At 62.6% G+C, this 24,753-nt stretch carries 22 protein-coding genes; 14 read left to right on the forward strand and 8 right to left on the reverse strand.

What is annotated here, in order from left to right; genetic code table 11:
• Positions 1–37 precede the first annotated feature (37 nt).
• From ACT53S_RS19980 to secA, 3 genes are all read right to left on the reverse strand, one after another.
• Complete coding sequence (locus ACT53S_RS19980) at positions 38–1,243, reverse strand: acyltransferase family protein (protein WP_476068248.1); 1,206 nt, start codon at positions 1,241–1,243, stop codon at positions 38–40.
• A gap of 159 nt (positions 1,244–1,402) precedes the next feature.
• Positions 1,403–3,544 carry an O-linked N-acetylglucosamine transferase, SPINDLY family protein gene (locus ACT53S_RS19985; protein WP_476068249.1) on the reverse strand — a complete coding sequence of 714 codons (2,142 nt, stop codon included), beginning with the start codon at positions 3,542–3,544 and terminating at the stop codon, positions 1,403–1,405.
• Positions 3,545–3,715: 171 nt separating this feature from the next.
• Positions 3,716–6,418 (reverse strand): preprotein translocase subunit SecA, encoded by a 2,703-nt coding sequence (gene secA, locus ACT53S_RS19990; protein ID WP_476068250.1) that lies wholly within the window; start codon positions 6,416–6,418, stop codon positions 3,716–3,718.
• Positions 6,419–6,663: 245 nt separating this feature from the next.
• Here secA and ACT53S_RS19995 point away from each other — a divergent pair, with 245 nt between their 5' ends.
• The 6 genes from ACT53S_RS19995 to ACT53S_RS20020 all read left to right on the forward strand — a co-directional run bounded on the left by ACT53S_RS19995 (position 6,664) and on the right by ACT53S_RS20020 (position 10,681).
• On the forward strand, positions 6,664–7,515 hold the full coding sequence (locus ACT53S_RS19995) for a peptidylprolyl isomerase (protein WP_142071439.1): 852 nt from the start codon (positions 6,664–6,666) through the stop codon (positions 7,513–7,515).
• Between the two features lie 76 nt (positions 7,516–7,591).
• Entirely contained in the window at positions 7,592–8,833 is a 1,242-nt protein-coding gene (argJ, locus tag ACT53S_RS20000) for a bifunctional glutamate N-acetyltransferase/amino-acid acetyltransferase ArgJ (RefSeq protein ID WP_476068251.1), read from the forward strand.
• A 13-nt stretch (positions 8,834–8,846) separates the two neighbouring features.
• A complete protein-coding gene (locus ACT53S_RS20005) occupies positions 8,847–9,620 on the forward strand; it encodes a GNAT family N-acetyltransferase (protein ID WP_142071437.1) in 774 nt (257 codons plus the stop codon).
• Positions 9,617–10,030, forward strand: coding sequence for an 8-oxo-dGTP diphosphatase MutT (gene mutT, locus ACT53S_RS20010; protein WP_113378293.1), 414 nt, complete (start codon positions 9,617–9,619; stop codon positions 10,028–10,030). Before ACT53S_RS20005 ends, mutT begins: the two co-directional genes overlap by 4 nt.
• A 98-nt stretch (positions 10,031–10,128) precedes the next feature.
• Entirely contained in the window at positions 10,129–10,449 is a 321-nt protein-coding gene (locus ACT53S_RS20015) for a hypothetical protein (RefSeq protein ID WP_113378294.1), read from the forward strand.
• Between the two features lie 58 nt (positions 10,450–10,507).
• Entirely contained in the window at positions 10,508–10,681 is a 174-nt protein-coding gene (locus tag ACT53S_RS20020) for a Flp family type IVb pilin (protein ID WP_113378295.1), read from the forward strand.
• On the opposite strand, the gene ACT53S_RS20025 is transcribed toward ACT53S_RS20020, so the two are convergent.
• Positions 10,678–11,574 carry a methyltransferase domain-containing protein gene (locus ACT53S_RS20025; RefSeq protein ID WP_142071435.1) on the reverse strand — a complete coding sequence of 299 codons (897 nt, stop codon included), beginning with the start codon at positions 11,572–11,574 and terminating at the stop codon, positions 10,678–10,680. The genes ACT53S_RS20020 and ACT53S_RS20025 overlap by 4 nt on opposite strands.
• A gap of 114 nt (positions 11,575–11,688) precedes the next feature.
• Between ACT53S_RS20025 and ACT53S_RS20030 the strand changes: the two genes are divergently transcribed.
• From ACT53S_RS20030 to ACT53S_RS20050, 5 genes are all read left to right on the forward strand, one after another.
• Positions 11,689–12,411, forward strand: coding sequence for a ComF family protein (locus ACT53S_RS20030; protein ID WP_476068288.1), 723 nt, complete (start codon positions 11,689–11,691; stop codon positions 12,409–12,411).
• Positions 12,412–12,464: 53 nt separating this feature from the next.
• Entirely contained in the window at positions 12,465–12,719 is a 255-nt protein-coding gene (grxC, locus tag ACT53S_RS20035) for a glutaredoxin 3 (RefSeq protein WP_476068252.1), read from the forward strand.
• A 115-nt stretch (positions 12,720–12,834) separates the two neighbouring features.
• Positions 12,835–13,692: a carbon-nitrogen hydrolase family protein gene (locus tag ACT53S_RS20040; RefSeq protein WP_476068253.1), complete on the forward strand. Its 858-nt coding sequence runs from the start codon at positions 12,835–12,837 to the stop codon at positions 13,690–13,692.
• On the forward strand, positions 13,689–14,117 hold the full coding sequence (locus ACT53S_RS20045; RefSeq protein ID WP_142071430.1) for a DUF1178 family protein: 429 nt from the start codon (positions 13,689–13,691) through the stop codon (positions 14,115–14,117). The genes ACT53S_RS20040 and ACT53S_RS20045 overlap by 4 nt, the downstream gene beginning before the upstream one ends.
• A complete protein-coding gene (locus ACT53S_RS20050) occupies positions 14,114–14,698 on the forward strand; it encodes a DUF3291 domain-containing protein (protein WP_476068254.1) in 585 nt (194 codons plus the stop codon). Before ACT53S_RS20045 ends, ACT53S_RS20050 begins: the two co-directional genes overlap by 4 nt.
• Before the next feature lie 6 nt (positions 14,699–14,704).
• Here ACT53S_RS20050 and ACT53S_RS20055 read toward each other — a convergent pair whose 3' ends face one another.
• Both ACT53S_RS20055 and ubiG read right to left on the reverse strand, forming a co-directional pair.
• Positions 14,705–15,256 (reverse strand): DUF924 family protein, encoded by a 552-nt coding sequence (locus ACT53S_RS20055; RefSeq protein WP_476068255.1) that lies wholly within the window; start codon positions 15,254–15,256, stop codon positions 14,705–14,707.
• Positions 15,253–16,008 (reverse strand): bifunctional 2-polyprenyl-6-hydroxyphenol methylase/3-demethylubiquinol 3-O-methyltransferase UbiG, encoded by a 756-nt coding sequence (ubiG, locus tag ACT53S_RS20060; RefSeq protein WP_476068256.1) that lies wholly within the window; start codon positions 16,006–16,008, stop codon positions 15,253–15,255. Before ubiG ends, ACT53S_RS20055 begins: the two co-directional genes overlap by 4 nt.
• Positions 16,009–16,178: 170 nt before the next feature.
• Between ubiG and ACT53S_RS20065 the strand changes: the two genes are divergently transcribed.
• Positions 16,179–16,823, forward strand: a complete 645-nt coding sequence (locus tag ACT53S_RS20065; RefSeq protein ID WP_476068257.1) for an SH3 domain-containing protein — start codon at positions 16,179–16,181, stop codon at positions 16,821–16,823.
• Between the two features lie 54 nt (positions 16,824–16,877).
• Here the strand turns inward: ACT53S_RS20065 and ACT53S_RS20070 are convergent, their stop codons facing one another.
• Together ACT53S_RS20070 and mprF are read right to left on the reverse strand one after the other, a co-directional pair.
• Positions 16,878–18,239 carry a virulence factor family protein gene (locus tag ACT53S_RS20070; protein ID WP_476068258.1) on the reverse strand — a complete coding sequence of 454 codons (1,362 nt, stop codon included), beginning with the start codon at positions 18,237–18,239 and terminating at the stop codon, positions 16,878–16,880.
• Positions 18,236–20,839 (reverse strand): bifunctional lysylphosphatidylglycerol flippase/synthetase MprF, encoded by a 2,604-nt coding sequence (mprF, locus tag ACT53S_RS20075; RefSeq protein WP_476068259.1) that lies wholly within the window; start codon positions 20,837–20,839, stop codon positions 18,236–18,238. The genes ACT53S_RS20070 and mprF overlap by 4 nt, the downstream gene beginning before the upstream one ends.
• Before the next feature lie 275 nt (positions 20,840–21,114).
• On the opposite strand from mprF, the gene ACT53S_RS20080 reads away from it, so the two are divergent.
• Positions 21,115–22,389: an aspartate kinase gene (locus ACT53S_RS20080; protein ID WP_113378307.1), complete on the forward strand. Its 1,275-nt coding sequence runs from the start codon at positions 21,115–21,117 to the stop codon at positions 22,387–22,389.
• 85 nt (positions 22,390–22,474) lie between these two features.
• Complete coding sequence (ptsP, locus tag ACT53S_RS20085; protein ID WP_476068260.1) at positions 22,475–24,742, forward strand: phosphoenolpyruvate--protein phosphotransferase; 2,268 nt, start codon at positions 22,475–22,477, stop codon at positions 24,740–24,742.
• The last annotated feature ends 11 nt before the right edge of the window (positions 24,743–24,753 follow it).

A 24,753-nucleotide genomic window follows, 5' to 3' on the forward strand; every position in this document is an offset into this window, starting at 1 on the left:
AGGGACGGGCGTGGTCCCAAGTGTTGACACATCAGGGTTAACGAAGTGTGCCCTCGGCGGTGATGGGCGGGGTCGTGGAAGGGGGTGTCGGGCGCAATGGAAGACCGTTGAAGAGAAAAAGGGCCAGCCGGCTTCTCCTGAGGATCCGGTGCGCCGCGTAGGAGAGTGCCAGCGTTGACAGGCACACGATGACGAATTCGACGACCGGGGGCCAGGCGACCAGAAGGAAGAGGGTAACCAGCGCGTAGATCAGCGGATGATGCAGGAGGTAGATGGTGAAGGAGGCATCGACGATGCGGTCGACCCTCTGGTCCTGGCGGTTCCAGAAGCGGTTGGCGCAGCCGATCAGCACGGCGCTCATCAGGATCGCTGCAATGGCATCGGCAGCGTTGTAGAGGATCTCAAGTTCGAGGCCCGTTCGGCCGCGCAGGAGGGACGCGGCGCTCGCGGCCGTTATGGCACACACGGGCAAGACCCAGCCGCCCTGCCAGATCAGGGACGGGCGGAGATCCGGGACGGCGCGCATGACGACGCCGAGCAGGAAAAAGGGCAGATAACGGAGATAGGGATCCACGCCATGGGCCACGAGAAAGGCAAAGCCGGAGGGCCGGGCCATGAAATAGGTGTGGGTCAGAGCGATCGCGATTTCCCAGGACATGGCGAAGACAAGCACGACCGGCAGCACGAGGCTCCGATGCCGGGTAACGGCGTCTGCAGCCCGGCGAAGTTGGGGCATCAGGCCGGCTGCTTCGGCCCAGAAGGCAGAAAGTGCGATCAGCGTGCTGTAGGCGAGGAGTGCCGGCAGGAACCAGAGATGCATAATCCAGCCGAAGCCGGGATGGGTGATGTCATGGGCCGCCCGGTTCATGGCCTGCGGCATGGTCAGAACGCCATTCAGCGCATCCTTCAGGTCGATGAAGAAGAGCTGTGGCGGGGCCAGCAGGACCAGGCCTGTCAGGAAGGGTAGGCCGAGGCGGATGAAGCGGCTCCGCAACCACGCCAGAGGTGGGCGGCGCGCGAGCAGCATCGCGGCGAAATAACCGGCGACGATGAAGAAAGCCGGCATGCGGAAGGTCACGAGGAAACCGCTGAGAAAGGTCAGGGCTTCGCTTTTCTCCAGCGACTGGACGTCCCAGAGGACACGGGTGTTGTAGGCCATGGCGGCGTGATAGGGGATGCCGAGCAGCATCAGCAGAGCTCGCAGGGAATCCCAGTGATGCTCGCGCCCCGGCACACCTGACATGCATCGCCCCCATTGGAAGAAGACCTGGCGGGATTGAAGACCACACCGATCTCGGGGCACTTTTGCAGTCAAAGGTTTAGAAAGCTTCAAGCTTGAATGCGCGACGGCGGCCTTCACCGACCGTCCGGTATGCCGGAGCCCGATCGGTGATAGGGGTGGTCAGAGCGAAATGTCGGCTGCGGGCAGACCATCGCGGTAACGTCGATGGGCCTCTTCAAGGCCGGCCTCGAAATCGCGTGTGTAACGCTTCGTATTGAAAAGGGGATGGCTTTGCCGGTTGGCGGCGAGCCTCGTCTTGATGTCCTTCAGACGTGCCGGATCCTGCGCGAGGTTCAAAACCAGGGTCTCGTAGGCCTCTTCAGTTTCCGTGACCAGGTCGTCCAAGCCGATGGCACACAGGAGGCTTGCTGCCACCCGAGCGGAGAACTGGCGGCCGCGTTTGGTCACCAGCGGCAGGCCGGCCCACAGCGCATCGCTCGCCGTGGTATGGGCATTGTAGTTGAAGGTGTCGAGGAAGAGATCGGCATGGCGGTGCCGTGCGAGATGGGCCGCGTGCTCCCTTTTCTCGGCAAAGACGAGGCGGTCTGCGACAATCCCGCGCGCTTGCGCTTCGCGGCGCAGATTGACCTCGGCTGCGGGATTTGACCGCAACAGCCAGAGCACGCCGGTCGGTACCGCGTGCAAGAGCCGCATCCAGACATCGAATTCCGCGGGGCCGATCTTGTAGTTGTTGTTGAAGCTGCAGAAAACGAAGGCGTCTTCGGGCAGGCCGAAATCCGCACGGGTGGTGGATGTTTCCGGGATGTGTCGCTGATCGTCCGTCGGCTGGTAAGTGTGCGGCAGATAGATGACGTGTTCGGTGTAGGCGGAGCGCTCCTTTGGCGGAATCACGACGGGATCAGCAATCATGTAGTCGATGAAATCCGCGCCCATGGTGCCGGGGTAGCCGAGATAGGCGATCTGGACGGGGGCGAGGCGCGAGGCAAAGACTTCGCTGCGGGTGTCGCCGGTGTATCCCTTCAGATCGATTGCAATGTCCAGTCGATCCTGCCGTGCCAGCCGGACGATGTCATCGTCGTCCAGGGCATGAACATCGGCGAAATGATCCACGTGGCCGAGCATTCGATCCCGCCAGATGCCCTTCTTGTGCCGACCATAGCTGTAGGCGCGGACCTCGAAGCGGGATCTGTCGTGCTCGCGCAGGAGGCCGGCCATCAGGAACAAGGTCGCGTGGTCGTGGAAATCGGCACTGAAATAGCCGACGCGGAGCTTCTCGGGTCGTCCTGTCGCCGCAGGCGGAAGGGGTTGAGGCTGCTGACGATAGGTCTGCTTGCGCCAGTTGATGGAGCGCACTTTCTGGCGCTCCGGATTGTCTTCCATCGCGAGCGTCGTGAAAGGGGGCACACTTGCGCCGAGGAGGCCGAGGGTGGGTAGCGCCACCGCCATCTCGCTCATGCGGGTCCAGTCACAGGCGTGCTGACGCAGATGCAGGAGCTGACCCCTTGCCACCTGGTGGTCCGGCTTGAGCTCGACAGCGCGTGCAAGACTGTCGATGGCGGCGGTGATTTGGCCCTGGTCTTTCAATGCGGATGCCAGATGGACATAGGCATCGACAAAATCCGGCCTTTCCGCCACCGCACGGCGCAGGTGGGCGACGGCCGGATCGAGATTGCCGCGTTCGCGGTGGGCGCTGCCGAGATTGCTGTGGGCTTCCGCAAAATCGGGGCGCAACTGGAGAGCCTTTTCGTAACAGCGCATGGCCGCACTGAGCTTACCCTGCGCTTTCAAGGCATTGCCGAGATTGTTGTGGCCCTCGGGATAGTCGGGGCGCAGGGCAACGGCGCTCGCCAGTGCCTCCTCCGCCGCCTGGGGTTTGCCGAGATCGATGAGGGTGATGCCGAGATTGTTATAGCCGTCGGCATAACCCGGTTCCAGCCGCGTGACCTCGGTAAAGGCGCTTGCCGCCCGCTCATACTGTGCCACGGCACGCAGTCTCAGACCCTCGATGTTCCAGAGCAGAAACGAGGCGGGATACTGGCGCAGAGCGGCGGCGATCTGCGGTTCGACGGACGTGATGCGGCCGGCATTGTAGGCTGCAGCCAGTGCAGTGATGAGGTCTGCCGGTGGTTGTGGCGTTTCCGGTGCCATGGCGTCGAGGCGGGCCAGCCCCTGCTTGGCCGGCTTGTTGTTCGGTTGTGCCTGGAGAACGACGCGATAGAGCTGGCGAGCCTCGCTGAACTCGCCCTTCTTTGCGTGGGCGTTTGCCTTGAAGAGGATCTGTTCCGCCGTCAGCTTCGCCATCTTGTCCCCGTGACCCTTCCGCTTCCCCTATGGCTGCCAGCTGGCAAGACCAGGGAATCACTCGAGATCTGTTTTAGGTCCGATCGCCGGGCTTTGCCAGAATGCTGCCAAAACGCAAAACGCCCGCGACATTGCGCGGGCGTTTCAGGCGTTTCAGGATGAGCTCAGAGGTCAGGCGCTTTCGAAGGCGCCGTGGCAATGCTTGTACTTCTTGCCCGAGCCGCAGGGGCAGGCCTCGTTGCGGCCGACCGTGCCCCAGGTCTTGGGGTCCTGCGGGTCGCGGTTCTGCGGGGCCACCTGGGAACCTTCGGCAAAGTCGTCCTCGCCGGTGGTGGCGTCGAGATGATGACCTTCCATGACCGGCGGCGGGGTCGGCGCCGGCGGTGCTTCACGCACGAGCTCGACGCGGGACATCTGCGTGGTCACCGCGTCGCGCAAGTTGGCGAGCAGGGCCTGGAAGAGCTCGAAGGCTTCGGCCTTGTATTCCTGCAGCGGGTCGCGCTGGGCGTAACCGCGGAAGCCAACGACCGAGCGCAGATGATCGAGGTTGACGATGTGCTCGCGCCACAGGTTGTCGATGGTCTGCAGCACGACGGAGCGCTCGACATAGGCCATCAGTTCGGCGCCGAAGCGCTCGGCCTTGTCGGCATAGGCCTTGTCGGCGGCTTCCATGATGCGGTTGTAGATGTCGTCTTCCGCGATGCCTTCTTCGGCTGCCCAGGTCTCGACCGGCAGGTCGAGATTGAGGGTCATCGCGACCTTCTGCTTGAGTCCGGCGACATCCCACTGTTCGACATAGGCGGTTTCGGGAATGTGGATGCCGACCATGGTCTCGATGACTTCGTGGCGCATGTCGGTGACGGTCGCGGACACGTCAGTCGCGTCCATCAGCTCGATGCGCTGCTCGAAGATGACCTTGCGCTGGTCGTTGATGACGTCGTCATACTTCAGAAGGTTCTTGCGGATGTCGAAGTTGCGGGCTTCGACCTTCTTCTGGGCGCGCTCGAGCGCCTTGTTGATCCAAGGATGGACGATGGCTTCGCCGTCCTTCAGACCCAGCTTCTGCAGCATGCCGTCCATGCGGTCGGAGCCGAAGATGCGCATCAGGTCGTCCTGGAGCGACAGGTAGAATTTCGAACGGCCCGGGTCGCCCTGACGGCCGGAACGGCCGCGCAACTGGTTGTCGATACGGCGGCTTTCGTGGCGTTCGGTGGCGATGACGTAAAGACCGCCGGCTTCGAGCGACTTCTGCTTGAGGGCAGCGATTTCGGCCTTGATGGCTTCGGCCTTGGCGTCGCGCTCCGGACCCGGCTCGATTTCGGCCAGTTCGTGTTCGAGACGCATTTCCAGGTTGCCGCCGAGCTGGATGTCAGTACCGCGGCCGGCCATGTTGGTCGCGATCGTGACGGCGCCGGGGACGCCGGCCTGAGAGACGATATAGGCTTCCTGCTCGTGATAGCGGGCGTTCAGAACCTTGAAGTCCTTGAAGCCGGACTGGCTCAGCATGTTGGCGAGCAGTTCGGACTTTTCGATCGAGGTGGTGCCGACGAGCACGGGCTGGCCGCGGCCGTTGGCGGTCTTGATCTCCTCAATGATCGCCTTGAACTTTTCCTCGACCGTCCGGTAGACCTCGTCGTCCTCGTCGATACGCTTGATCGGCAGGTTGGTCGGGACTTCGACGACTTCGAGACCGTAGATGTTGGCAAATTCTTCCGCTTCGGTTGCCGCCGTACCGGTCATGCCGGCGAGCTTCTTGTACATGCGGAAATAGTTCTGGAAGGTGATCGAGGCGAGCGTCTGGTTCTCGGGCTGGATCTGAACCTTTTCCTTGGCTTCCAGCGCCTGGTGCTGGCCTTCCGAATAACGGCGGCCCGGCATCATGCGGCCGGTGAATTCGTCGATGATGACGATCTCGCCGTTGCGGACGATGTAGTCCTTGTCGCGCTGGAAGAGCTTGTGGGCCTTCAGCGCGTTGTTGATGTGGTGGACGATCGCGACATTCTCGACGTCGTAAAGGCTCTCGCCCTTGAGGAGGCCGGCCTGGCGCAGCAGGTTTTCGAGCTTTTCCGTGCCGACTTCGGAGAAGTTGGCCGAACGCTGCTTTTCATCGATCTCGTAGTCTTCTTCCGAGAGGACCGGAATGAAGGCATCGATCGTGTTGTAGAGATCCGAGCGGTCGTCCAGTGGGCCGGAAATGATCAACGGCGTGCGGGCTTCGTCGACCAGGATCGAGTCCACTTCGTCGACGATCGCGAAGTTGTGGCCGCGCTGCACCATCTGGGCGCGCTCATACTTCATGTTGTCGCGGAGATAGTCGAAGCCGAGTTCGTTGTTCGTCGCGTAGGTGATGTCGCAGGCATAGGCCGCGCGGCGCTCGTCATCGGACAGACCATGGACGATGACGCCAGTGGTGAGGCCGAGGAAGCCGTACATCTTCGACATTGTGGCCGCGTCGCGCCGGGCGAGGTAGTCGTTGACGGTCACGACATGGACGCCCTTGCCGGCCAGCGCGTTCAGATAAACGGCCAAGGTCGCCACGAGGGTCTTGCCTTCGCCGGTCTTCATCTCGGCGATGGAGTTGTCGTTGAGGATCATACCGCCGATCAGCTGTACGTCAAAAGGACGCATGCCGAGCGCGCGACGGGCACCTTCGCGGGCCACCGCAAAGGCCGGGACGAGGATGTCCTGAAGCGTCTTGCCGGCAGCAAGCTGGGCGCGGAATTCGACCGTCTTGGCCGCCAGTTCTGCGTCCGACAGCGCCTTCATCTTCTCCTCAAGGGCGCCGATGGCGGCTACCTGAGGCTGGTAGGAGCGAACGCGACGTTCGTTCGACGAGCCGAAAATCTTTCGCGCAAGTCCACCAAGACTGACCATATTGATGGTCCTTTCTGACCTTCGTCATAACGTTGACCCAGTCTTCCGGCCCTTATGAGCACAGTCGAATAGGCGCAATGCGTCCCGAAACTGCTCTGGACGCGAGGTTGCGTGACAGATAAGAGGGGGGTCGAATGATGTCAACGGCGCAGGGCGATCGGAAAGACCTGCATTTGTCGGGCGTCTGACAATTTTTTGCCTGATTCGAACGGTCTTCAAACGGTTCACCATCCGAAAGGTCTTTCATGCTTCGCCTCAATAAAATCGTTCTCGCCGCCTGCGTATCGCTCATCGCCTTCCAGGGCGTCGCCTCTGCCGAGGATGCCGTCGTGGCCAAGGTCGGCTCGCTGGAAATTAAGCAGTCCGAACTCGATCTCGCCATTGCCAATCTCGATCCGCAGCTCTCCCAGCTGCCTGACGAGCAGAAGAAGGTTGCTGCCCTCTCCGGCGCCATCGACGTGAAGCTGCTCGCAGCCAATGCCGAGGCTGCCGGCCTGAAGGACGATCCGGAATATCAGCGTCGCCTGGCCTTCATCGCCGAGCGCGAACTGCACAATGCCTATTTCAAGAAGAACGTCGTTGATGCCGTCACCCCCGAAGAGGTGAAGGCGCGTTACGACAAGGAAGTGGCAGCCCTTCCGAAGCAGGAAGAAATCCGCGCTCGCCACATCCTGGTGAAGACGGAAGACGAAGCCAAGGCGATCATCGCCGAACTCGACGCCGGCAAGAGCTTCGTTGATCTGGCGAAGGAGAAGTCGACGGATCCGAACAAGTCGGAAGGCGGCGATCTGGGCTACTTCACGAAGGGCCGCATGGTTCCGGAATTCGAAGAAGCTGCGTTTGCGCTGGAGAAGGGCACCTATACCAAGACCCCGGTGAAGACGCAGTTCGGCTTCCACGTCATCCTGCTCGAAGACAAGCGCGAAGCCGCTCCGCCGGCTTTCGAAGCGGTCGAGCAGCAGGTTCGTCAACTCGTCATGCGCGACAAGTATCTTGCGCTGATCGAGAAGGCGAAGGCCGAGCAGAAGGTCGAGATTGTCGACGAAACCCTGCGCAAGGGCTATGAAGAGGCCAACAAGCAGCAGGCGCAGCAGTAAGCTGCCGATCCCGTCGCATCCATAGCATCATCAAAAGGCCCGCAGTTTGCGGGCCTTCCAGTACAGGCCAGGCACCATGTCTTCCAGCATTTCTCCGCTCGCCCCGAAATCCTATGTCGATATGCCCGTCATCCGCGGTGTGCGGATGGCAACGGCGGCGGCCGGTATCAAGTACAAGAACCGCACCGATGTGCTGTTGATGGCCTTCGATAGCCCGGCTGCTGTTGCAGGGGTCTTCACCAAGTCGAAATGCCCGTCGGCTCCTGTCGATTTCTGCCGACAGAATCTCGGCCATGGCGTTGCGCGCGGCGTGGTGGTGAATTCGGGCAATGCGAATGCCTTTACCGGCGTGAAGGGCAAGGCGGCGACGGATCTGACGGCCAAGTCTGCAGCATCCGCGCTGGGCTGCGGCGAGAAAGAGATCTACCTCGCATCGACCGGCGTGATCGGCGAGCCGCTCGATGCGACGAAGTTTGCCGGCGTGCTTGACCAGATGGCCGCCGACGCCAAGGGTGATTTCTGGCTCGAAGCCGCCAAGGCGATCATGACCACGGATACCTATCCGAAGGTCGCGACGCGTTCGGCCACGATCGACGGCGTCGCCGTCACGATCAACGGTATTGCCAAGGGCGCCGGCATGATCGCGCCCGATATGGCGACGATGCTCTCTTTCGTCGTGACGGATGCCGCCATTTCCTCGACCGCGCTGCAGGCGCTTCTTTCCGAGGGTGTCGAGCCGAGCTTCAATTCGATCACCGTCGACAGCGACACGTCGACCTCCGACACGCTGCTGCTGTTTGCGACCGGTGCGGCTGCTGCCGACGGCCAGGCGAGCGTGGATCGCGCAGACGATGCACGTCTTGCCGAATTCCGCCAAGCGCTCAACGATCTGCTGAAGGATCTCGCGCTGCAGGTGGTGCGTGACGGCGAAGGTGCCCGTAAAATGGTTGCCGTGACCGTCAAGGGTGCCGAGACCGATCTCGCGGCCAAGAAGATCGCTCTGTCGATCGCGAATTCGCCGCTGGTCAAGACGGCCGTTGCCGGCGAAGATGCCAATTGGGGCCGTATTGTCATGGCCGTCGGCAAGTCCGGCGAAATGGCGGACCGCGACCGTCTGGCCATCTGGTTTGGCGACGTCCGCGTGGCCGTCAATGGTGAGCGCGATCCGGATTACTCGGAAGCCGCGACCACGGCGGTCATGGAGAAAGAAGATATTCCGGTCACCGTCGATATCGGGCTGGGATCCGGAACGGCGACGGTGTGGACCTGCGATCTGACCAAGGAATATGTCGCGATTAACGGCGACTACCGGAGCTGAACCCGGAATGCAGATGACATATTCCGAGCCCAATCTGCCGCTCGTCAGGCGTCTGGAGGCCGTTGGCTTTCGCGCCTGGCCGGCCAGCAGCGTGGTCTATGACGGCAGCTGGCAGGTGCGGCTGACCGGCAGCCATCCATCGAAGCGGCTGAACTGCGTCGTCGCGCTGGATCCGTCCGATCATCGCGACATTGCCCTGCGCCTCGAGAAGGCTTCCCGTCGCTTCGAAGCGCATGGCCGGCCGCTGCTGATCCGGCAGACGCCGCTTTCGCCCAAGCAGTTGATCGATCACCTGGAGGCGAGTGGTTGGGAGTGTTTCGAGGATGTGGTCACCATGACCTGCGATCTCGCGACGCTCGAACTTCCCGATACCATGGATCATCTGCCGACCCATGACGTTGGGCGGTTCGTCGATGCCGATATCACCGTTCACGGAACAGATCCGGCGCTGAAGCCGGCTTTGGCGGAAATCATCACTGGCATCAAGCCACCGACCGGCCTCTTCGTTATCGAGGATCCGCAGAGCGGGCCATTGGCCGCGACGCTCTGCGTCCAGGACAACGATCTCGCCGGCATCATGTCGCTTGCCGTGCGTGCCGACAGACGAGGTCAGGGATTGGGCGTCGAGATCCTGAGCACGGCGCTGCGCTGGGCGCGGATGCGCGGCGCGCGCACCGCCTGGCTTCAGGTGGTCGCCACGAACGAGGCGGCGCTCGCGCTTTATGCGAGAACGGGTTTCAAAGAGGCCTATCGCTATCATTACTGGCGAAAGAAGGATGCAGCATGAGCGATGAGAAGAAGCCGATTCTGCTCGTTGCTGCCTGCGCACTCGTCGATGCCGACAACCGCATTCTTCTGGCGCAGCGGCCGCAGGGCAAGTCGCTCGCTGGTCTGTGGGAGTTTCCCGGCGGCAAGGTTGAAGCCGGAGAAACGCCGGAAGAGACGCTGGTGCGGGAACTCAACGAGGAATTGGGCATCGTCACCAAAGTGGCATGCCTGGCTCCTCTGACCTTTGCCAGCCACACCTACGAGAAATTCCACCTGCTGATGCCGCTCTATATCTGCCGGCGTTACGAGGGGATTCCCCAGGGGCGGGAAGGGCAGGCGATCAAATGGGTGAAATCGAAGGCGCTGCGGGATTATCCCATGCCGCCGGCCGACGAACCGCTGATCCCGTTTCTCCAGGATCTTCTCTAAGCAGGCTCGAATTCTTGGCGCGTCGTTAACGCAAAGTTTATACACCGCACCGCAATATACCCTCTGTTCATGCGTCGTAAACGTGTGTGGAGCGTATCATGGTAAACGAGGATTTCTGGAAGGCCGCACGGTCGAGAGAGCGGTCTTCGATCAAGTCCGGTCGGACTGGTGTACTCAATATCGCCTTGCTTTTCGGCACGGCTGCGATTGCCCTTTCGCTTGTCCTGACGCCGATGCTCGCCTCAAAGACCGACCGCAAGACGCTGGCTTTCGAGCCTGCCGACTACGACATGATGACCACGGGTTCGATCCCGAAGGGTGATCCGGGCAAACGCTATACGATCCGTCGCAGCGTACTTCAGGAAACACCCGGTTCCGTCTGCATCATCGATGGCTACGGCTCCGGCCAGGCCTGTTAATCACCACCGTGCCGGGAACCCTGCACGGCAGGGTCCTGCTCGATCGCCAGGAGACCGCATGCGTCCATTGCGTGACATGATCGCCGACCAGAGCGGCGCAACCGCGATCGAGTACGGCCTGATCGCCGCCATCATGAGTGTTGCCCTGATCAGCGGGTTCGGGGCATTGAGCGGCTCCGTCCAAGGTGTCTTCGAAACCGTGACGACGACGATCACGGCGGCCTGGAGCTAATCGCTGCCTTCCCGGCCAAGCGGTATCGCCCTGTTCGGGTCCAGCGCGTCGGCCAGGCGCATCTTTGCGGAGCCGGGCTTCAAGGGTTTCTGCTGACTTTCATGGGGTGACCAGCCCGAGACGAAGACGATCGAGAAGGTTGCACGGATGCGACCGTCCGGATCGGCGTAACGCTCGGCGTAGAGCTCTGCGGCGCGCAGGAAGAAGCGGCGTGAGACCGGTTTCCGGCTGCGGCCGATCAAGGGATTGGCCATGCCCATGGCCTTCAGGTCCCGCATCAGCGCGAAGATATGGTCGTAGCGGACCGTAAAACTCTCCTCATCAATGACGGGAAGGGCAAAGCCCGAGCGCTGCATGAGCGCGCCGATGTCGCGGATATCGGCGAAGGGCACGACGCGAGGGCTGGCACCGCCGTATATCTCGGTCTCCGCTGCCAAGAGGACGTCGCGCAGTTCGGCCAATGTGCCCGCACCCGGAATGGCGGCAAGCAGCAGGCCATCCGGCTTCAGCGCGCGGCGCATCTGGATCAGCATACCCGGCGTGTCATTGGTCAGGTGCAGGGAGAGCGGCGAGAGGATCAAGTTGACCGACTGGGGCTCCAGGGGGACGCTTTCGAAGTTGGTGACGCGTCCACTGCCCGCGTCGAGCAGGATCGCATCGGTTTCGATCCGCTCAAGATCTGCGATCTTGCCGGTGGCGAGGGCCGCCTTTGCCGTGAGCCCGCTTCCGCCAAAGAGTTCGACGGCCCGGTCGAAGCGGCGTTCGACGATGGCCAGTCGGTCGGCGAGTTCGCGCGCCGTCAACTCCAGCAAAAAATCGGCCCCTTCCGCCTTTTGCGCCCGGGCGCGGCTGCGGTTGCGGGCGATCAGAGCTTCATCGAAAATCTCGTTCATGGCGGTCTTCCCTTGATGACGCGGATTGGCTCGACGTCCCTTGAGGCGTAAAGTCAGCGCATGGTGGCTCACTTAGTGCAGAAATCGCTCTCCGTCAGCCTGGAACGTTCCGGGATGTTGCTGCGCGGGCTGTTTCACCTCGTCTATCCACCGACCTGCGCCCATTGCCATGTCCAGACCCTGGCGCACAATGCGCTGTGCAGCGATTGCTGGGCGAGTCTGCGCTTGATCGAGCGGCCGTTCTGCGAGGTTCTGGGACTGCCGTTTGCACACGATCCGGGCGAGGGCATGCTGTCGCCGGAGGCAATTGCTCATCCGCCGATCTTCGACCGGCTGCGCTCCGTGGCGCTGCATGAGGGGGTGGCGCGGCATCTGGTGCATGGGTTGAAATACCGCGACCGGACCGATCTCGCGCCGATGATGGCGGCCTGGATGGTGCGGGCGGCCTCCGCCGAGGTCGCTGCGGCCGACGCGGTGCTTGCCGTGCCTCTGCACCGCATGCGGATGTTCCGGCGGATGTTCAACCAGTCGGCGGAACTGGCGCGGCATGTGGGGCGGCAGGCGGGCAAGCCGTTTCTCGCCGAGGCGCTGGTGCGGCGCAAGCGGACGCAGCAGCAGGTGGGGCTGACGGCGAACCAGCGGGCGCTCAACGTGCGCGGCGCCTTCGCGGTGCCGGAAGGGCGGGAGGATCTTGTCTTCGGGCGGCGGCTCGTCCTGATCGACGATGTCTATACGACCGGGGCGACGGTCAGCGCAGCCTCCGCTGCCCTGAAGAGGGCAGGGGCCGCGGATGTCACTGTTTTGACCTTTGCAAGGGCTTTGTCCGGGCCTATATGAGGGCTCTGTCCTTCACAGCACATTTTTCGTGCCCCTCTCCCGAGGAGTTTCCCATGGCTGATGTCACCGTTTATACCCGCCAGTTCTGCGGCTATTGCGCCAGCGCAAAGGCGTTGCTCGACAAGAAGGGCGTTCCCTATATCGAGTACGATGCCACTGGCAAGCCGGAGCTGCGCGAGGAGATGATCGCCAAGTCCGGCCGCAACACCTTTCCGCAGATATTCATCGGCGGCCAGCATGTCGGCGGCTGCGACGACCTGCATGCGCTCGATCGGGCCGGCAAGCTGGATCCGCTTCTCGCCGGTTGAGGCATATCCGCGTTTCTCCTCGTCACAAAATGCGCTCTCGGCTCTTGTTGTGACGAAATTTCGGACCCAAACTGCCACGCGTTTTTGCTGGAATTTCTCTGAAGAAAGACGATCCATGGTGTTCAAGGCCGCCGCCGTCCAGATGTGTTCCGGGGTAGACCCGGAGAAGAATGCGCAAGCCATGGCCCGGCTCGTGCGCGACGCTGCCGCGAAGGGCGCGATCTATGTGCAGACGCCGGAGATGACGGGTGCCGTACAAAAGGACCGCGCCGGCTTGGCTGCGGTCCTGCGCGACGAAGACAGCGACCTGATCGTCAAGGCGGCGTCGGACCTGGCGAAAGAGCTGAAGATCCATCTGCATGTCGGGTCGACCGCGATCAAGCTTGCCGATGGCAAGATCGCCAATCGTGCTTTCCTGTTCGGCCCCGATGGCCACAAGATCACATCCTACGACAAGATCCACATGTTCGACGTCGATCTCGACAATGGCGAGAGCTGGCGCGAAAGTGCGGTCTATCGCCCCGGTGAGCGGGCCGTGGTGGCGGACCTGCCGTTCGGCAAGCTCGGCTTCGGCGTCTGCTACGATGTGCGCTTCCCGCATCTTTTCCGGGCGGAGGCCATGGCGGGTGCGGAAATCCTGACGACGCCCGCGGCCTTCACGAAGCAGACCGGAGAGGCGCATTGGGAGATCCTGCTGCGGGCGCGTGCGATTGAGAACGGCGCCTATGTCATTTCGGCGGCGCAAGCCGGCGTGCATGAAGATGGCCGCGAGACTTTCGGGCACTCGATGATCGTCGGCCCCTGGGGCAAGGTGCTTGCTTCGGCTGGTGGCTCCGGCGAGGCGGTGGTGATCGCCGATATCGATCTCGAGGCGGTCAAGGCCTGCCGGGCCAAGATCCCGAACCTGAAGAACGGGCGCGATTTCCAGCTCGATATGGCGCCTCAACTCGCAAAGGGGGGCGTGACGGTTTGATCCGATACTCTCTGTGCTGCGAGAAGGCCCATGAGTTTGAAGGCTGGTTCTCGCAGAGTGCCGATTTCGATCGTCAGAAGGAAACCGGCTTTCTGACGTGCCCCGTCTGCGGTTCGGCGGAAGTGTCCAAGGTGCTGATGGCGCCGGCGGTGGCGACCGCGCGACAGAAAGACGAGACGCAAGCGCTCGCGGTCTCCGAAGCGCAGAAGCAGGCTTTCGTGAAGCTCAAGGACGCCATCCGCGAGATCCGCGCCAGCAGCGAGGATGTCGGCGCGAAGTTTCCCGAGGAAGCGCGCAAGATCCATTACGGCGAGGCGGAAGCCCGCGGCATCATCGGCCAGGCTTCACCCGTCGAGGTGAAGTCGTTGATCGAGGAAGGGATCGAGATCGCGCCGCTTCCGGTTCTGCCGGATGATGTGAATTGACAGCGGCGGGCCACCAGCTCGCGATCTATAATTTCGGCATTCATGTCGATGCCTCCGACAGTGCCGCCGCGCGCGGCTTCGTCCTACGGGAGCCGATGAACTTCGCGGCTGCGGAGCGTGCCCCGGGGTTCGTCGCGCGATCCGGCTACAAGGGCGTACCTGGTCCGCGCAGTTGGGGGCCGCTCGTCTTCCCACGCTTTCTTACCGAACATGGCGCCGCTGAAGGCGTGTCGTCGCTGTCCTTGTGGCGGGACATCGAGAGCCTGATGGCCTTCACGTATACCGGCGTGCATGCCGATGCCCTCAAGCACGCACGCAACTGGAACGTCGTCCAGGAATGGCCGCCGATGGTCCTGTTCTGGGTGCCTGCCGGCAGGAGACCGGATTGGGAGGAGGGGGCAAAACGCCTCGAAATGCTTTTCGACCATGGCAGCGGGCCGCAGTGCTTCACGTTCAAGGAGCCCTATGATCCGGAAGGCCGACCCGTGGAAATCGACCGCGCCTTGATGAAGCAACTGGGGGCGGAGAACCTCACCGCTCAGGGCGAACTGCTCGATGCTGTCCTCAAACTGCCCGTCTGACGCTGTTCAACCCTTGAACCCGTCGGCGTCGAGATAGGCCTGTTCCTCGGCTGTCGTCTCACGACCCAAGGCGGCGTTTCTGTGGGGAAAGCGGCCGAAGCGTTCGATCAGCTCCAGATGGACAATCGCCCATTTCAGCGGCTCGGGATCGCCGGTCTCGTCCTTATGCTTCTCGAACAACGAAACGCTGTAGCGCTGGTCCTCCATGTCTTCCGAATGTTCGAAGGGCAGATAGAAGAAGGGGCGAAGGATAGGCTCGACATGCTTGTCTAAGCCCTTGGCGAGCGCGCGGCGGGCCGTCATACGGGCAAGCGGATCAGTGGCGTAGGAATGCCCGCTGCCGCGAAAGAGGTTTCTCGGGAACTGGTCGAGCAGGAGGAGCAGCGCAAGCGTGCCCTCCGGCGTCTGTTCCCATTCGGAAAGGGCGCAGCAGGATGCCTGGAAATGCAGGTCGGCATAGTCCGACTCGATCTCCGCGTCGAGCGCGGCGTTGCGCGAGAACCAAGCGTCGGGACCGTGGCGCAGCCAGCAGTCGATGACGTCTCGCGGCGACGTCACGACGCAGATCCGGGTCGGCTTGCGAGAACCATGTAGTTCACGTCGATATCGGACGAGAGGTTCCACTGGTTTTGCAGAGGGTTGAAGAAGACGCCTTTCATCTCGACGACGCCCATGCCGCTCTGCGCAAGGGGCCCCTCGATCTCTTCCGGCCGGACCAGTTTTTCATACTGATGCGTACCGCGCGGCAGCCAGCGCAGCACGTATTCCGCGCCGACGATGGCGAGCGCTGCCGCCTTCATCGTCCGGTTGATGGTGGAGACCAGCATCAGGCCGCCCGGGCGCACCATGGAGGCGCAGGTCGACAGGAAGAATTCGACATCGGCGACGTGTTCGACGACTTCCATGTTCAAGACGACGTCGAAGGTCTCGCCGCCTGCGGCCAGGGCTTCGGCGGTGACGGCGCGATAATCGACCTCGACGCCGCTCTGGGCTGAGTGGGTCATGGCAATCTTGATGTTCTTCTCAGAGGCATCAGCGCCGAGAACGCTCGCGCCCATGCGGGCGACCGGTTCCGAAAGCAATCCTCCGCCGCAGCCGATGTCGAGTACGCGAAGGCCTTCGAGAGGGCGGTGTGCCTTCGGATCACGCCCGTAATGGGCGGAAACCTTGTCGCGGATATAGGCGAGGCGCACGGGATTGATCTTGTGCAGAGGCTTGAACTTGCCGGTTGGATCCCACCACTCGGCCGCCATGGCCGAAAAGCGGTCGACCTCGGACTGATCGATGGTGGTGCGTGCGTCTGCACTCATGACGGATACCCCTTGGCAAAACTCAGGTCTCCAAGTCGTCCTGATAACGGCCAAAGTCAAGGGTATGGGTGGTCGCAGTGCAGCCGGACGTTTGTGCGGCGGAACCCGGTTGCGCGGCCAAACGTTTAGCGACGAGATACGGTTCGCCGTAAGCCAGCAGGAGATACGACATGAAGAAGTTTTGGATGATGACTGCCTTGGCGGTGTCGACGGTCGGATTGCCGGCGATTGCCGAGGCGGCGCCGGCATTCTCGACAGGCAACGTGAACATGCGGTCCGGCCCGAGCACCCGCTATCCCGCCGTCATCGTCATTCCTACCGGCAGCCGGGTCGACATTCGCGGATGCCTGTCCAGCGCCAACTGGTGTGATGTCGCCTATGCGGGCTATCGCGGCTGGGTCTCCGGTTCTTATCTGCAGGCGAGCTACTCGCAGCGCCGCGTCTATGTCGATCCGCAGTATTATCGCCCGCTTGGCATCCCGACCGTGACCTTCAGTATCGGCCGCTACTGGGACGACCATTATCGCAACCGGCCTTTTTATCGTGACCGCGATCGCTGGCGGGATAACGACGGCTGGCGTGATCGCGATCATAACTGGCGCGACCGGGATCGCGATCGCCGCCCCAGCGGCAATGTCAGCCGTCCGCAAAATGACGATGATCGGCGCGATCCGTTCTGGCGCAAAAACGACCAGCGGAATTCGGACGTCAGTCGCCCGCAACGCGCCCAAAACTCGAATGATGACCGCAGGCAGCTGCCCTTCAGGAAGATGCTGCAGGAAAAGTGCAAGGTCGATCCGAGCGCTTGCCGTTAACAAGTCAGGCGGGCGGCCTTCAGGGCCGCCCGCCATGTGTCTTCGAAATTATTCTCAAGGGGTCATTCGCTTGGCGAGCCCATCAGAAATGCGCTTGGCCAAAGCCGGATAGTCGCCATCGAAGTGGTGGCCTCCGTCGATCTCGACAGTTTCCACCGTCGTGCCCTTGAGATCGCGGCAGGCATCGTCCTCTTCATCAGCGCCATAGAAACATTGGACCTTGGAGGGGTCGATCCGTTTGATATCGTCCAACGGATCGCCGGCTCCCTTGCCGCCGCTGGCACCCAGCCAGCCCGAAACGGAGATTTCGTAGTCGACCTGATGCGACAGGGCGAGCAAACTCACCTGAGGGATGCGGGCCTTCATCTTGTCTGAGAGGCCGTTATAGGCGGCGGGCAGAATGTCGGCGCCGAAAGAATAGCCGACAAGCAGGACATGCCGGACCTTCCAGCGCTTCTGGTAGGTGCGCATGATGGTCGCGAGGTCGTTGCTGGTCTCCTCGGGCGTTCGCTCCGACCAGAAGTAGCGGAGTGAATCGACACCTACGACGGGAATGCCGCTAGCCTGCAGGTTCGACGCGACTTCGCTGTCGATGTCTCGCCAGCCTCCATCACCGGAATAGATGACGGCCATCGTATCGCTGGCCGGGGTTGTCTCGAGGATTGTCAGTGGCAGGCCGAGCGGATTGTCGGCCGCGTTGCCGAGGGCAATCAGTTCGTCGATCGCGTCGGAATAGGCCTTGGCGACGTCGTCCTTCACGTCGCGCTGGTCGATATCCGGATGGGCGCTGACGAGGCTCGCGACATGGTCCCGACCATCGGCGGGCGCGGCCGGGCTCAGGAGGACAGTGGCCGGATCCGGCAGGTCGCCGTCTGTCAGGCCGTAGACCATGCGGTCACCGGTGAGCGTCTTCTGGGCGGGGGTGCAGAACTGTTTGGTGACGGGGATGCCTGCCTCCGGGTCGAGGGCGAGGGTCTGGCCGATCGTGGCTTTCGGGGTCTGGGCGAGGATGGCTAGTGCGAGTGCGCCGCCCTGACCGCGGCCGGCGATGATCGGCGGCAGGAAGGCGGAGTTGCCGGCCTTGCGCTGCAGCTGATGGCCGAGCTCCTCGATATCCGACACCGTGTAGATGCAGTCGCCGGTGTCCTTGGCCAGGGATGCGAGATATTTCGGGGTGTCAATGCCGACGACGATGGCGCCGTTGCCCTGCAGCCGTTCGGCCTGCTGCTGATCGGCGTCCTGCCAGCCGTCCTTGTCGGAGAGCAGCACCACCAGAGCCTTCGGGGTGTCGTCGGGCAAGAGTGTCAGGGGTGCCGGGATCATGCCGGAGTCGAGCGGCGGGGTGTCTTCGGCCAGCGCGACGGAGGCCGTCGACAAGGAGAGGACCAGCGCGAGGGCCTTGAGGATCGAGGTCATTTCTTCACCACGCCTTTCAGTCCACCGCCAATCAAAAGCGTCGCGTCGAGAAGCGCGAGGACTGGGTTGAGACCGCCAGCCACGGCGAGATAACGCGGCTGCCAATCGGGATGGAACTTGGCCTTGAAGGCTCTGAGCCCCTTGAAGTTATAGAAGCGTTCGCCGTGTTCGTAAAAGGTGTTGGCGATGCGGTCCCAGACGGGCGCGACCTGCCGGCGTGAGAGGCCCGAAAGGGGCGCCATGCCGAGGTTGAAGTGGCGATAGCCCTGGTCGCGCAACTCGCTCATCAGGCGGACGAAGAGAAAATCCATCGAGCCTTTCGGCGCATCCGGCGAGAAACGCATGAGGTCGATCGAGGCTTCCTCCTTGGTGGCGGTCAGCAAGACGTTGGCGAAGGCGACAATCCGGCCTTCGCAACGCAGGATCGCGACCGGCTGGGCGGTCATGTAATCGTCGGTGAAGGCGCCGAGCGAGAAGCCTTTTTCCCGGGCGCAGTGATGGTCGAGCCAGCCGTCGGAAACGCGGCGCAGGTCGTCGAGGATCGCGGGCACCTGATCCGCCGGGATGGTCTCGAAGGTGAGGCCGTCGCGTTCGCCGCGGGTGGCGGTCTGGCGCAGGGTCGCCCAGCGTCCACCCTTGAGGTCGAAGCGAGAGAGATCGACCATCGCCAGTTCGCCGAGCTTGAAGGCCTTCATGCCGGCATCGGCGATCGCGGGCAGCAGGGCCGGCGAGGCTTGGTAAAAGACGGCGCGGCAGCCCGCGGCACGCGCCGTTTCGACGAATTGCCACACGAGCTCGTCGCGCGAGGCTTTCGGCCCGACCGGGTCCAGAAAGGCGATGAAGGAGCGGCCCTGGCGTGCATACATCAGGAAGGCCTGGCCATCGGGCGAGAACATCACGCTCTTGTCGCCGGTTCGGACGAGGTTAGCGTCGGCGATGTCGTTGCCATCAAGGATCTCGACGGCCTTGTCGACATCGGGTGCCTCGGCGGGCGGGACCGCGAAGGTGGCCGGGCGCAGGAGGCTGAACAGGCTGATTGCCATGGAGAAGATCGTAAGGCCGAGCACGGCGCGCAGCGAGCGCGGGGCTTCAGCGGAGAATTCGAATTGCCACCAGAGATCATGGCTGTATTCGACATCGCGATAGACGAACAGCAGGACGGCGATGGCGCCGACAAGAAGGACACCGACTGCGAGCAGCCAGGCGGAATTCAGCGCCTGAAGGAGTGAGGCCGGTCGTTGGAAGAGGCGGCGGCTCGCCACGAGGCCGACCAGCAGCAGCGCCAGCATGCCGGCTTCGTAGATCGCCACAGCCTTGGCAAGCGACAGGACGAGCGCTGCGATCGCGATGAAAATGGCGGACCACCAGGCGCCGTCGAGGCGCTGGGCGAGGCCGCGTGCCACGATGACCAGCAGGAGGCCGAGAATGCTGGCGAGGAAATGGGCGCCTTCGAGGACCGGCAGAGGAAGAACTTGCGCCAAGGCATCGAGATTGCCGTCAGGCGCCGGCGTGACGCTGGAGAGGACCAGCATGACGCCGAGGAGGAGCGCAAGGGTTGCGAGAAGCGTCGGCGCCAAACGGCCGGCGGTGCGGGCAACGCCGGCGGAGAGAGGCGTTGCTGCGAGCTGACGAAGTTCGGCGATTGTGACCAGAACGATCGCAACAATCAGCGGCAGTACGTAATAGATCAGGCGATAGGCGACCAGCGACGCGAGCACGGCCTCCGTGCCCAGCTTGCTGCCGAGGGCGGCCACCATGACGGTTTCGAAAACCCCGATGCCGGCAGGGACATGGCTGATGATGCCGATGCCGATGGCAACGGCATAGACGGTAAAGAAGGTCGGCCAGCTGATGTCGGCGGCCTGAGGCAACAGGGCATAGAGCACGGAGGCGGAGAAGGCGACGTCAAGAACGGTGACAATGAACTGCCGCGACATGGTGCGGCTGTCGGCCAGTTGCAGACGCCGGCCGCCTATGGTCAGGCCGTTGCTGCTTGCGAGCAGCAGCACGATTGCCAGCACGGCAAGCAGGATCACGTCGCCGGCAACGAGAACGTTCTGGGACAGGCCGATCAGCGGGGCGATATCGCCTGCGACCGGCAGGATGGCGAGCGCCGTGACCAGAACCAGGCCGACGGAGAAGGAGACGGTGACAAAAGCGATGATGCGGCCGATGTCATCGGGCGACAATCCGGCGCGGGAATAGGCCCGGTAACGGATCGCGCCCCCGGAGAGTGCGCCGAAGCCCGCGACATTGCCGACAGCATAGGCGCTAAACGCCGTGAGCGCCACTTCGGCCCAGGGGCGGCGGCGGCCGATATAGGCGAGGGCATTGACGTCGTAGAGGCAGAGTGTGGCGAAGCTCAATGCGGTGAAGACTATGGCGAGCGCAATCGAGCCCGGGCTCGTGGAGCGCAGGCCGTTTACGACATCGGCATAGGTTACCTCTTCCGTCAGCCTGTAAATGGCGTAGCCCACGGCGGCGAAGACGAAGAGAGCGGCAATGGCGGCCAAAGGGCGGGCATAGCGGTTGAGAATTGAAGCGCGGATTTCGGCTTCGGCCTCGTCGCGGGGTGGGGAGAGTTCAGCGCTGGATGTCATGCAACCCTGTCCGGAGTAACGGCTTAACTTGAAACACCGGCTCCCAGCCCGGTGGCGCGATGGTTGGCGCCTGAATTGGTTCCAAATTAAGGCAGCCGAAATGCTGCGGTTTTCAGGCGAATTTCCCTGCCATGGCGTACCGTTTCGGCCCCACCTGACCGTTGCGCCCCAGGAACATATTCGCTAAAAGCCCGGCAACCTGCAGCCTCGGGTGCAGGTCGTCAGTTTCTTCGCCGCATCAGCGGCGTGTTCTCAAGGGCATATGGTTCAAGTCTATGGCTCGCATCGTCATGAAATTCGGCGGGACCTCCGTCGCCAATCTGGAACGCATCCACAACGTGGCGCGCCATGTGAAACGTGAAGTGGACGCCGGTCACGAAGTGGCCGTGGTCGTTTCCGCCATGTCGGGCAAGACCAACGAGTTGGTCGACTGGGTGCAGACCATGCCGAAGGTGGCCGGTGCAGACTCGCCGTTCTACGATGCGCGCGAGTATGATGCCGTCGTTGCCTCGGGCGAACAGGTGACGTCGGGGCTTCTTGCCATTGCGCTGCAGTCGATGGGCATCAATGCGCGGTCCTGGCAGGGCTGGCAGATCCCGATCAAGACCGACAACGCCCATGGCGCGGCGCGTATCCAGGAAATCGATGGCTCGGATATCGTCCGTCGCATGGGCGAGGGGCAGGTCGCTGTCGTCGCCGGCTTCCAGGGCATCGGTCCCGATAACCGCATCGCGACACTCGGCCGTGGCGGCTCCGACACCTCGGCCGTGGCGATCGCCGCCGGCCTGAAGGCGGATCGCTGCGATATCTATACGGACGTCGATGGCGTCTACACGACCGATCCGCGCATCGAGCCCAAGGCGCGCCGCCTGAAGAAGATTGCGTTCGAAGAGATGCTGGAAATGGCATCGCTCGGCGCCAAGGTGCTGCAGGTCCGCTCGGTCGAGCTTGCCATGGTACACAAGGTCCGCACCTTCGTGCGCTCCAGCTTTGAGGATCCCGATGCGCCGGGCATGGGCGATCTCCTGAACCCGCCCGGTACGCTGATTTGTGATGAGGAAGAGATCGTGGAACAGGAAGTCGTCACCGGTATCGCCTATGCCAAGGATGAAGCGCAGATCTCGCTGCGCCGTCTGTCCGACCGTCCGGGCGTCTCTGCCGCCATCTTCGGACCGCTGGCCGAAGCGCATATCAATGTCGACATGATCGTCCAGAACATCTCCGAAGATGGCTCAAAGACCGACATGACCTTCACGGTGCCTTCGGGCGATGTGGACAAGGCGCTCGCCGTTCTCGGCTCCAACAAGGAGAAGATCGGCTTCGACGTCGTCCAGAGCGAAAAGGGCCTGGTCAAGGTTTCGGTCATCGGCATCGGCATGCGCAGTCATGCGGGTGTTGCTGCGACCGCGTTTAGGGCGCTCGCCGAGAAGGGCATCAACATCAAGGCCATCACCACGTCCGAGATCAAGATTTCCATCCTGATCGACGGTCCGTATGCAGAGCTCGCGGTTCGCACTTTGCATTCCTGCTACGGTCTGGATAAGAATTGATTCCTGAGAGCGGAGAGCCGAAGCCCGACCCCTAAGAAGGCACGGGTAACAGTCCGCTGACCAATGGGAAGTGGAGCAAAACGCGATGAGAGACCTTTCTGCGGGTCCCCGCGTCCTGCTCAAGCGGCTGCGCGAAATGATGGCGGAGCCGCTCGAGCCGCAGGAGCGTCTAGACCGGATCGTTCGCCAGATCGCGAGCAACATGGTCGCCGAAGTGTGCTCCGTGTATGTGCTGCGCTCTGACGGCGTGCTGGAACTCTATGCGACGGAAGGTCTGAACAAGGACGCCGTTCACTTGGCCCAGTTGAAGATGGGCCAGGGTCTCGTCGGCACGATCGCGGCGTCGGCGCAATCGCTCAATCTTTCGGATGCCCAGGCGCATCCGGCTTTCCGTTATCTCCCTGAGACGGGCGAAGAGATTTACCACTCCTTCCTCGGCGTGCCGATCCTCAGAGCCGGCCGAAGCCTCGGCGTTCTCGTCGTGCAGAACAAGGCTGCGCGGAACTATCGCGAGGACGAGCTCGAAGCGCTCGAGACGACCGCCATGGTTCTGGCGGAAATGATCGCGACCGGCGAACTGAAAAAGATCACGCGGCCTGGTCTGGAACTCGACCTGACGCGTCCGGTGTCGATCGACGGCGACAGCTATTCGGAAGGCATCGGCCTCGGCTATGTCGTGCTGCATGAGCCGCGCATCGTCGTCACCAACCTCTTGAACGAAGACAGTGAGATGGAAATCCGGAGGCTGGCCGATGCGCTCGGATCGCTCCGGATATCCATTGACGACATGCTGTCGCGGCGCGAGATCTCCATGGAAGGCGAGCATCGCGACGTGCTCGAGACCTACCGCATGTTTGCCCATGACCAGGGCTGGGTGCGGCGCATGGAAGAGGCGATCCACAACGGGTTGACGGCGGAAGCCGCGGTCGAGAAGGTGCAGAGCGATACCAAGGCGCGCATGATCCGGTTGACGGACCCATATTTGCGCGAACGCATGCATGACTTCGATGATCTGGCGAACCGCCTGCTTAGGCAGCTGACCGGCTTTTCGCCACGCAGCACGGCTGAAGGTTTCCCGAACGACGCCATCGTCTTTGCCCGCGCCATGGGTGCGGCTGAACTTCTGGACTATCCGCGCGCCAATTTGCGTGGGCTCGTGCTCGAAGAGGGTGCTGTCACCAGCCACGTCGTCATCGTGGCGCGCGCCATGGGCATTGCGGTTGTCGGTCAGGCAGCGGGTGCGGTGGCGCTTGCCGAAAACGGCGATCCCGTGATCATCGATGGCGACGACGGCAAGGTGCATGTGCGCCCCGTCGCCGACCTGCAGAAGGCCTATGAAGAGAAGGTCAAGCTCAGGGCCAAACGGCAGGAACAGTTCCGGGCGCTGCGTGATGTCGAGCCGGTGACCAAGGACGGGCGGCGGATCAAGCTGCAGATGAATGCGGGCCTGTTGGTCGACCTGCCGCAGCTGGCGGATTCAGGTGCTGATGGTATCGGGCTGTTTCGAACCGAATTGCAGTTCATGATCTCGTCCACCATGCCCAAGGGCGAGGAGCAGGAGAGTTTTTATCGCAGCGTGCTGAAGCAGGCGGCCGGTCGGCCGGTGACCTTCCGGACGCTCGATATCGGCGGCGACAAGGTCGTGTCCTATTTCCGCAGCCAGGAAGAAGAGAACCCAGCGCTCGGCTGGCGGGCGATCCGCCTGTCGCTGGACCGGCCGGGTCTCTTACGCACGCAGTTGCGGGCTCTGCTCAAGGCGGCTTCCGGTGCCGAGCTGAAGATGATGCTGCCGATGGTGACCGAGGTCGCCGAAATCCGTGCCGTGCGCGAGCTGATGCAGAAGGAAGTGCAGCATCTGTCGAAGTTCGGCCACCAGCTGCCGAAGAAGCTGCAGTTCGGCGCGATGCTGGAAGTCCCGTCGCTGATGTGGCAGCTCGACGAGCTGATGGAGGAGGTGGACTTCGTGTCCGTCGGCTCCAACGACCTGTTCCAGTTCTCGATGGCGGTCGATCGCGGCAATGCGCGGGTGGCAGATCGGTTCGACGTACTGGGGCGGCCGTTCCTCAGGATCCTGCGGGACATCGTGAGAGCGTCCGAGCGCAACGATACGCCGGTGACGCTGTGCGGCGAGATGGCGTCGAAGCCGCTTTCGGCGATGGCGCTGCTCGGGATCGGCTTCCGCTCGATCTCCATGTCGCCGACCTCGATCGGTCCGGTGAAGGCCATGCTGCTCGGGTTGGACGTCTCCCAGCTGTCGGATGTGCTGACGGCTGCGCTTGACGACAACACACCCGGCGTGTCAGTGCGCGAGGTACTCGTCCGCTTTGCGGCCGAGAACAATATTCCCGTCTGACATTCGACGAA

Source organism: Allorhizobium sp. DMC15 (assembly GCF_056314065.1).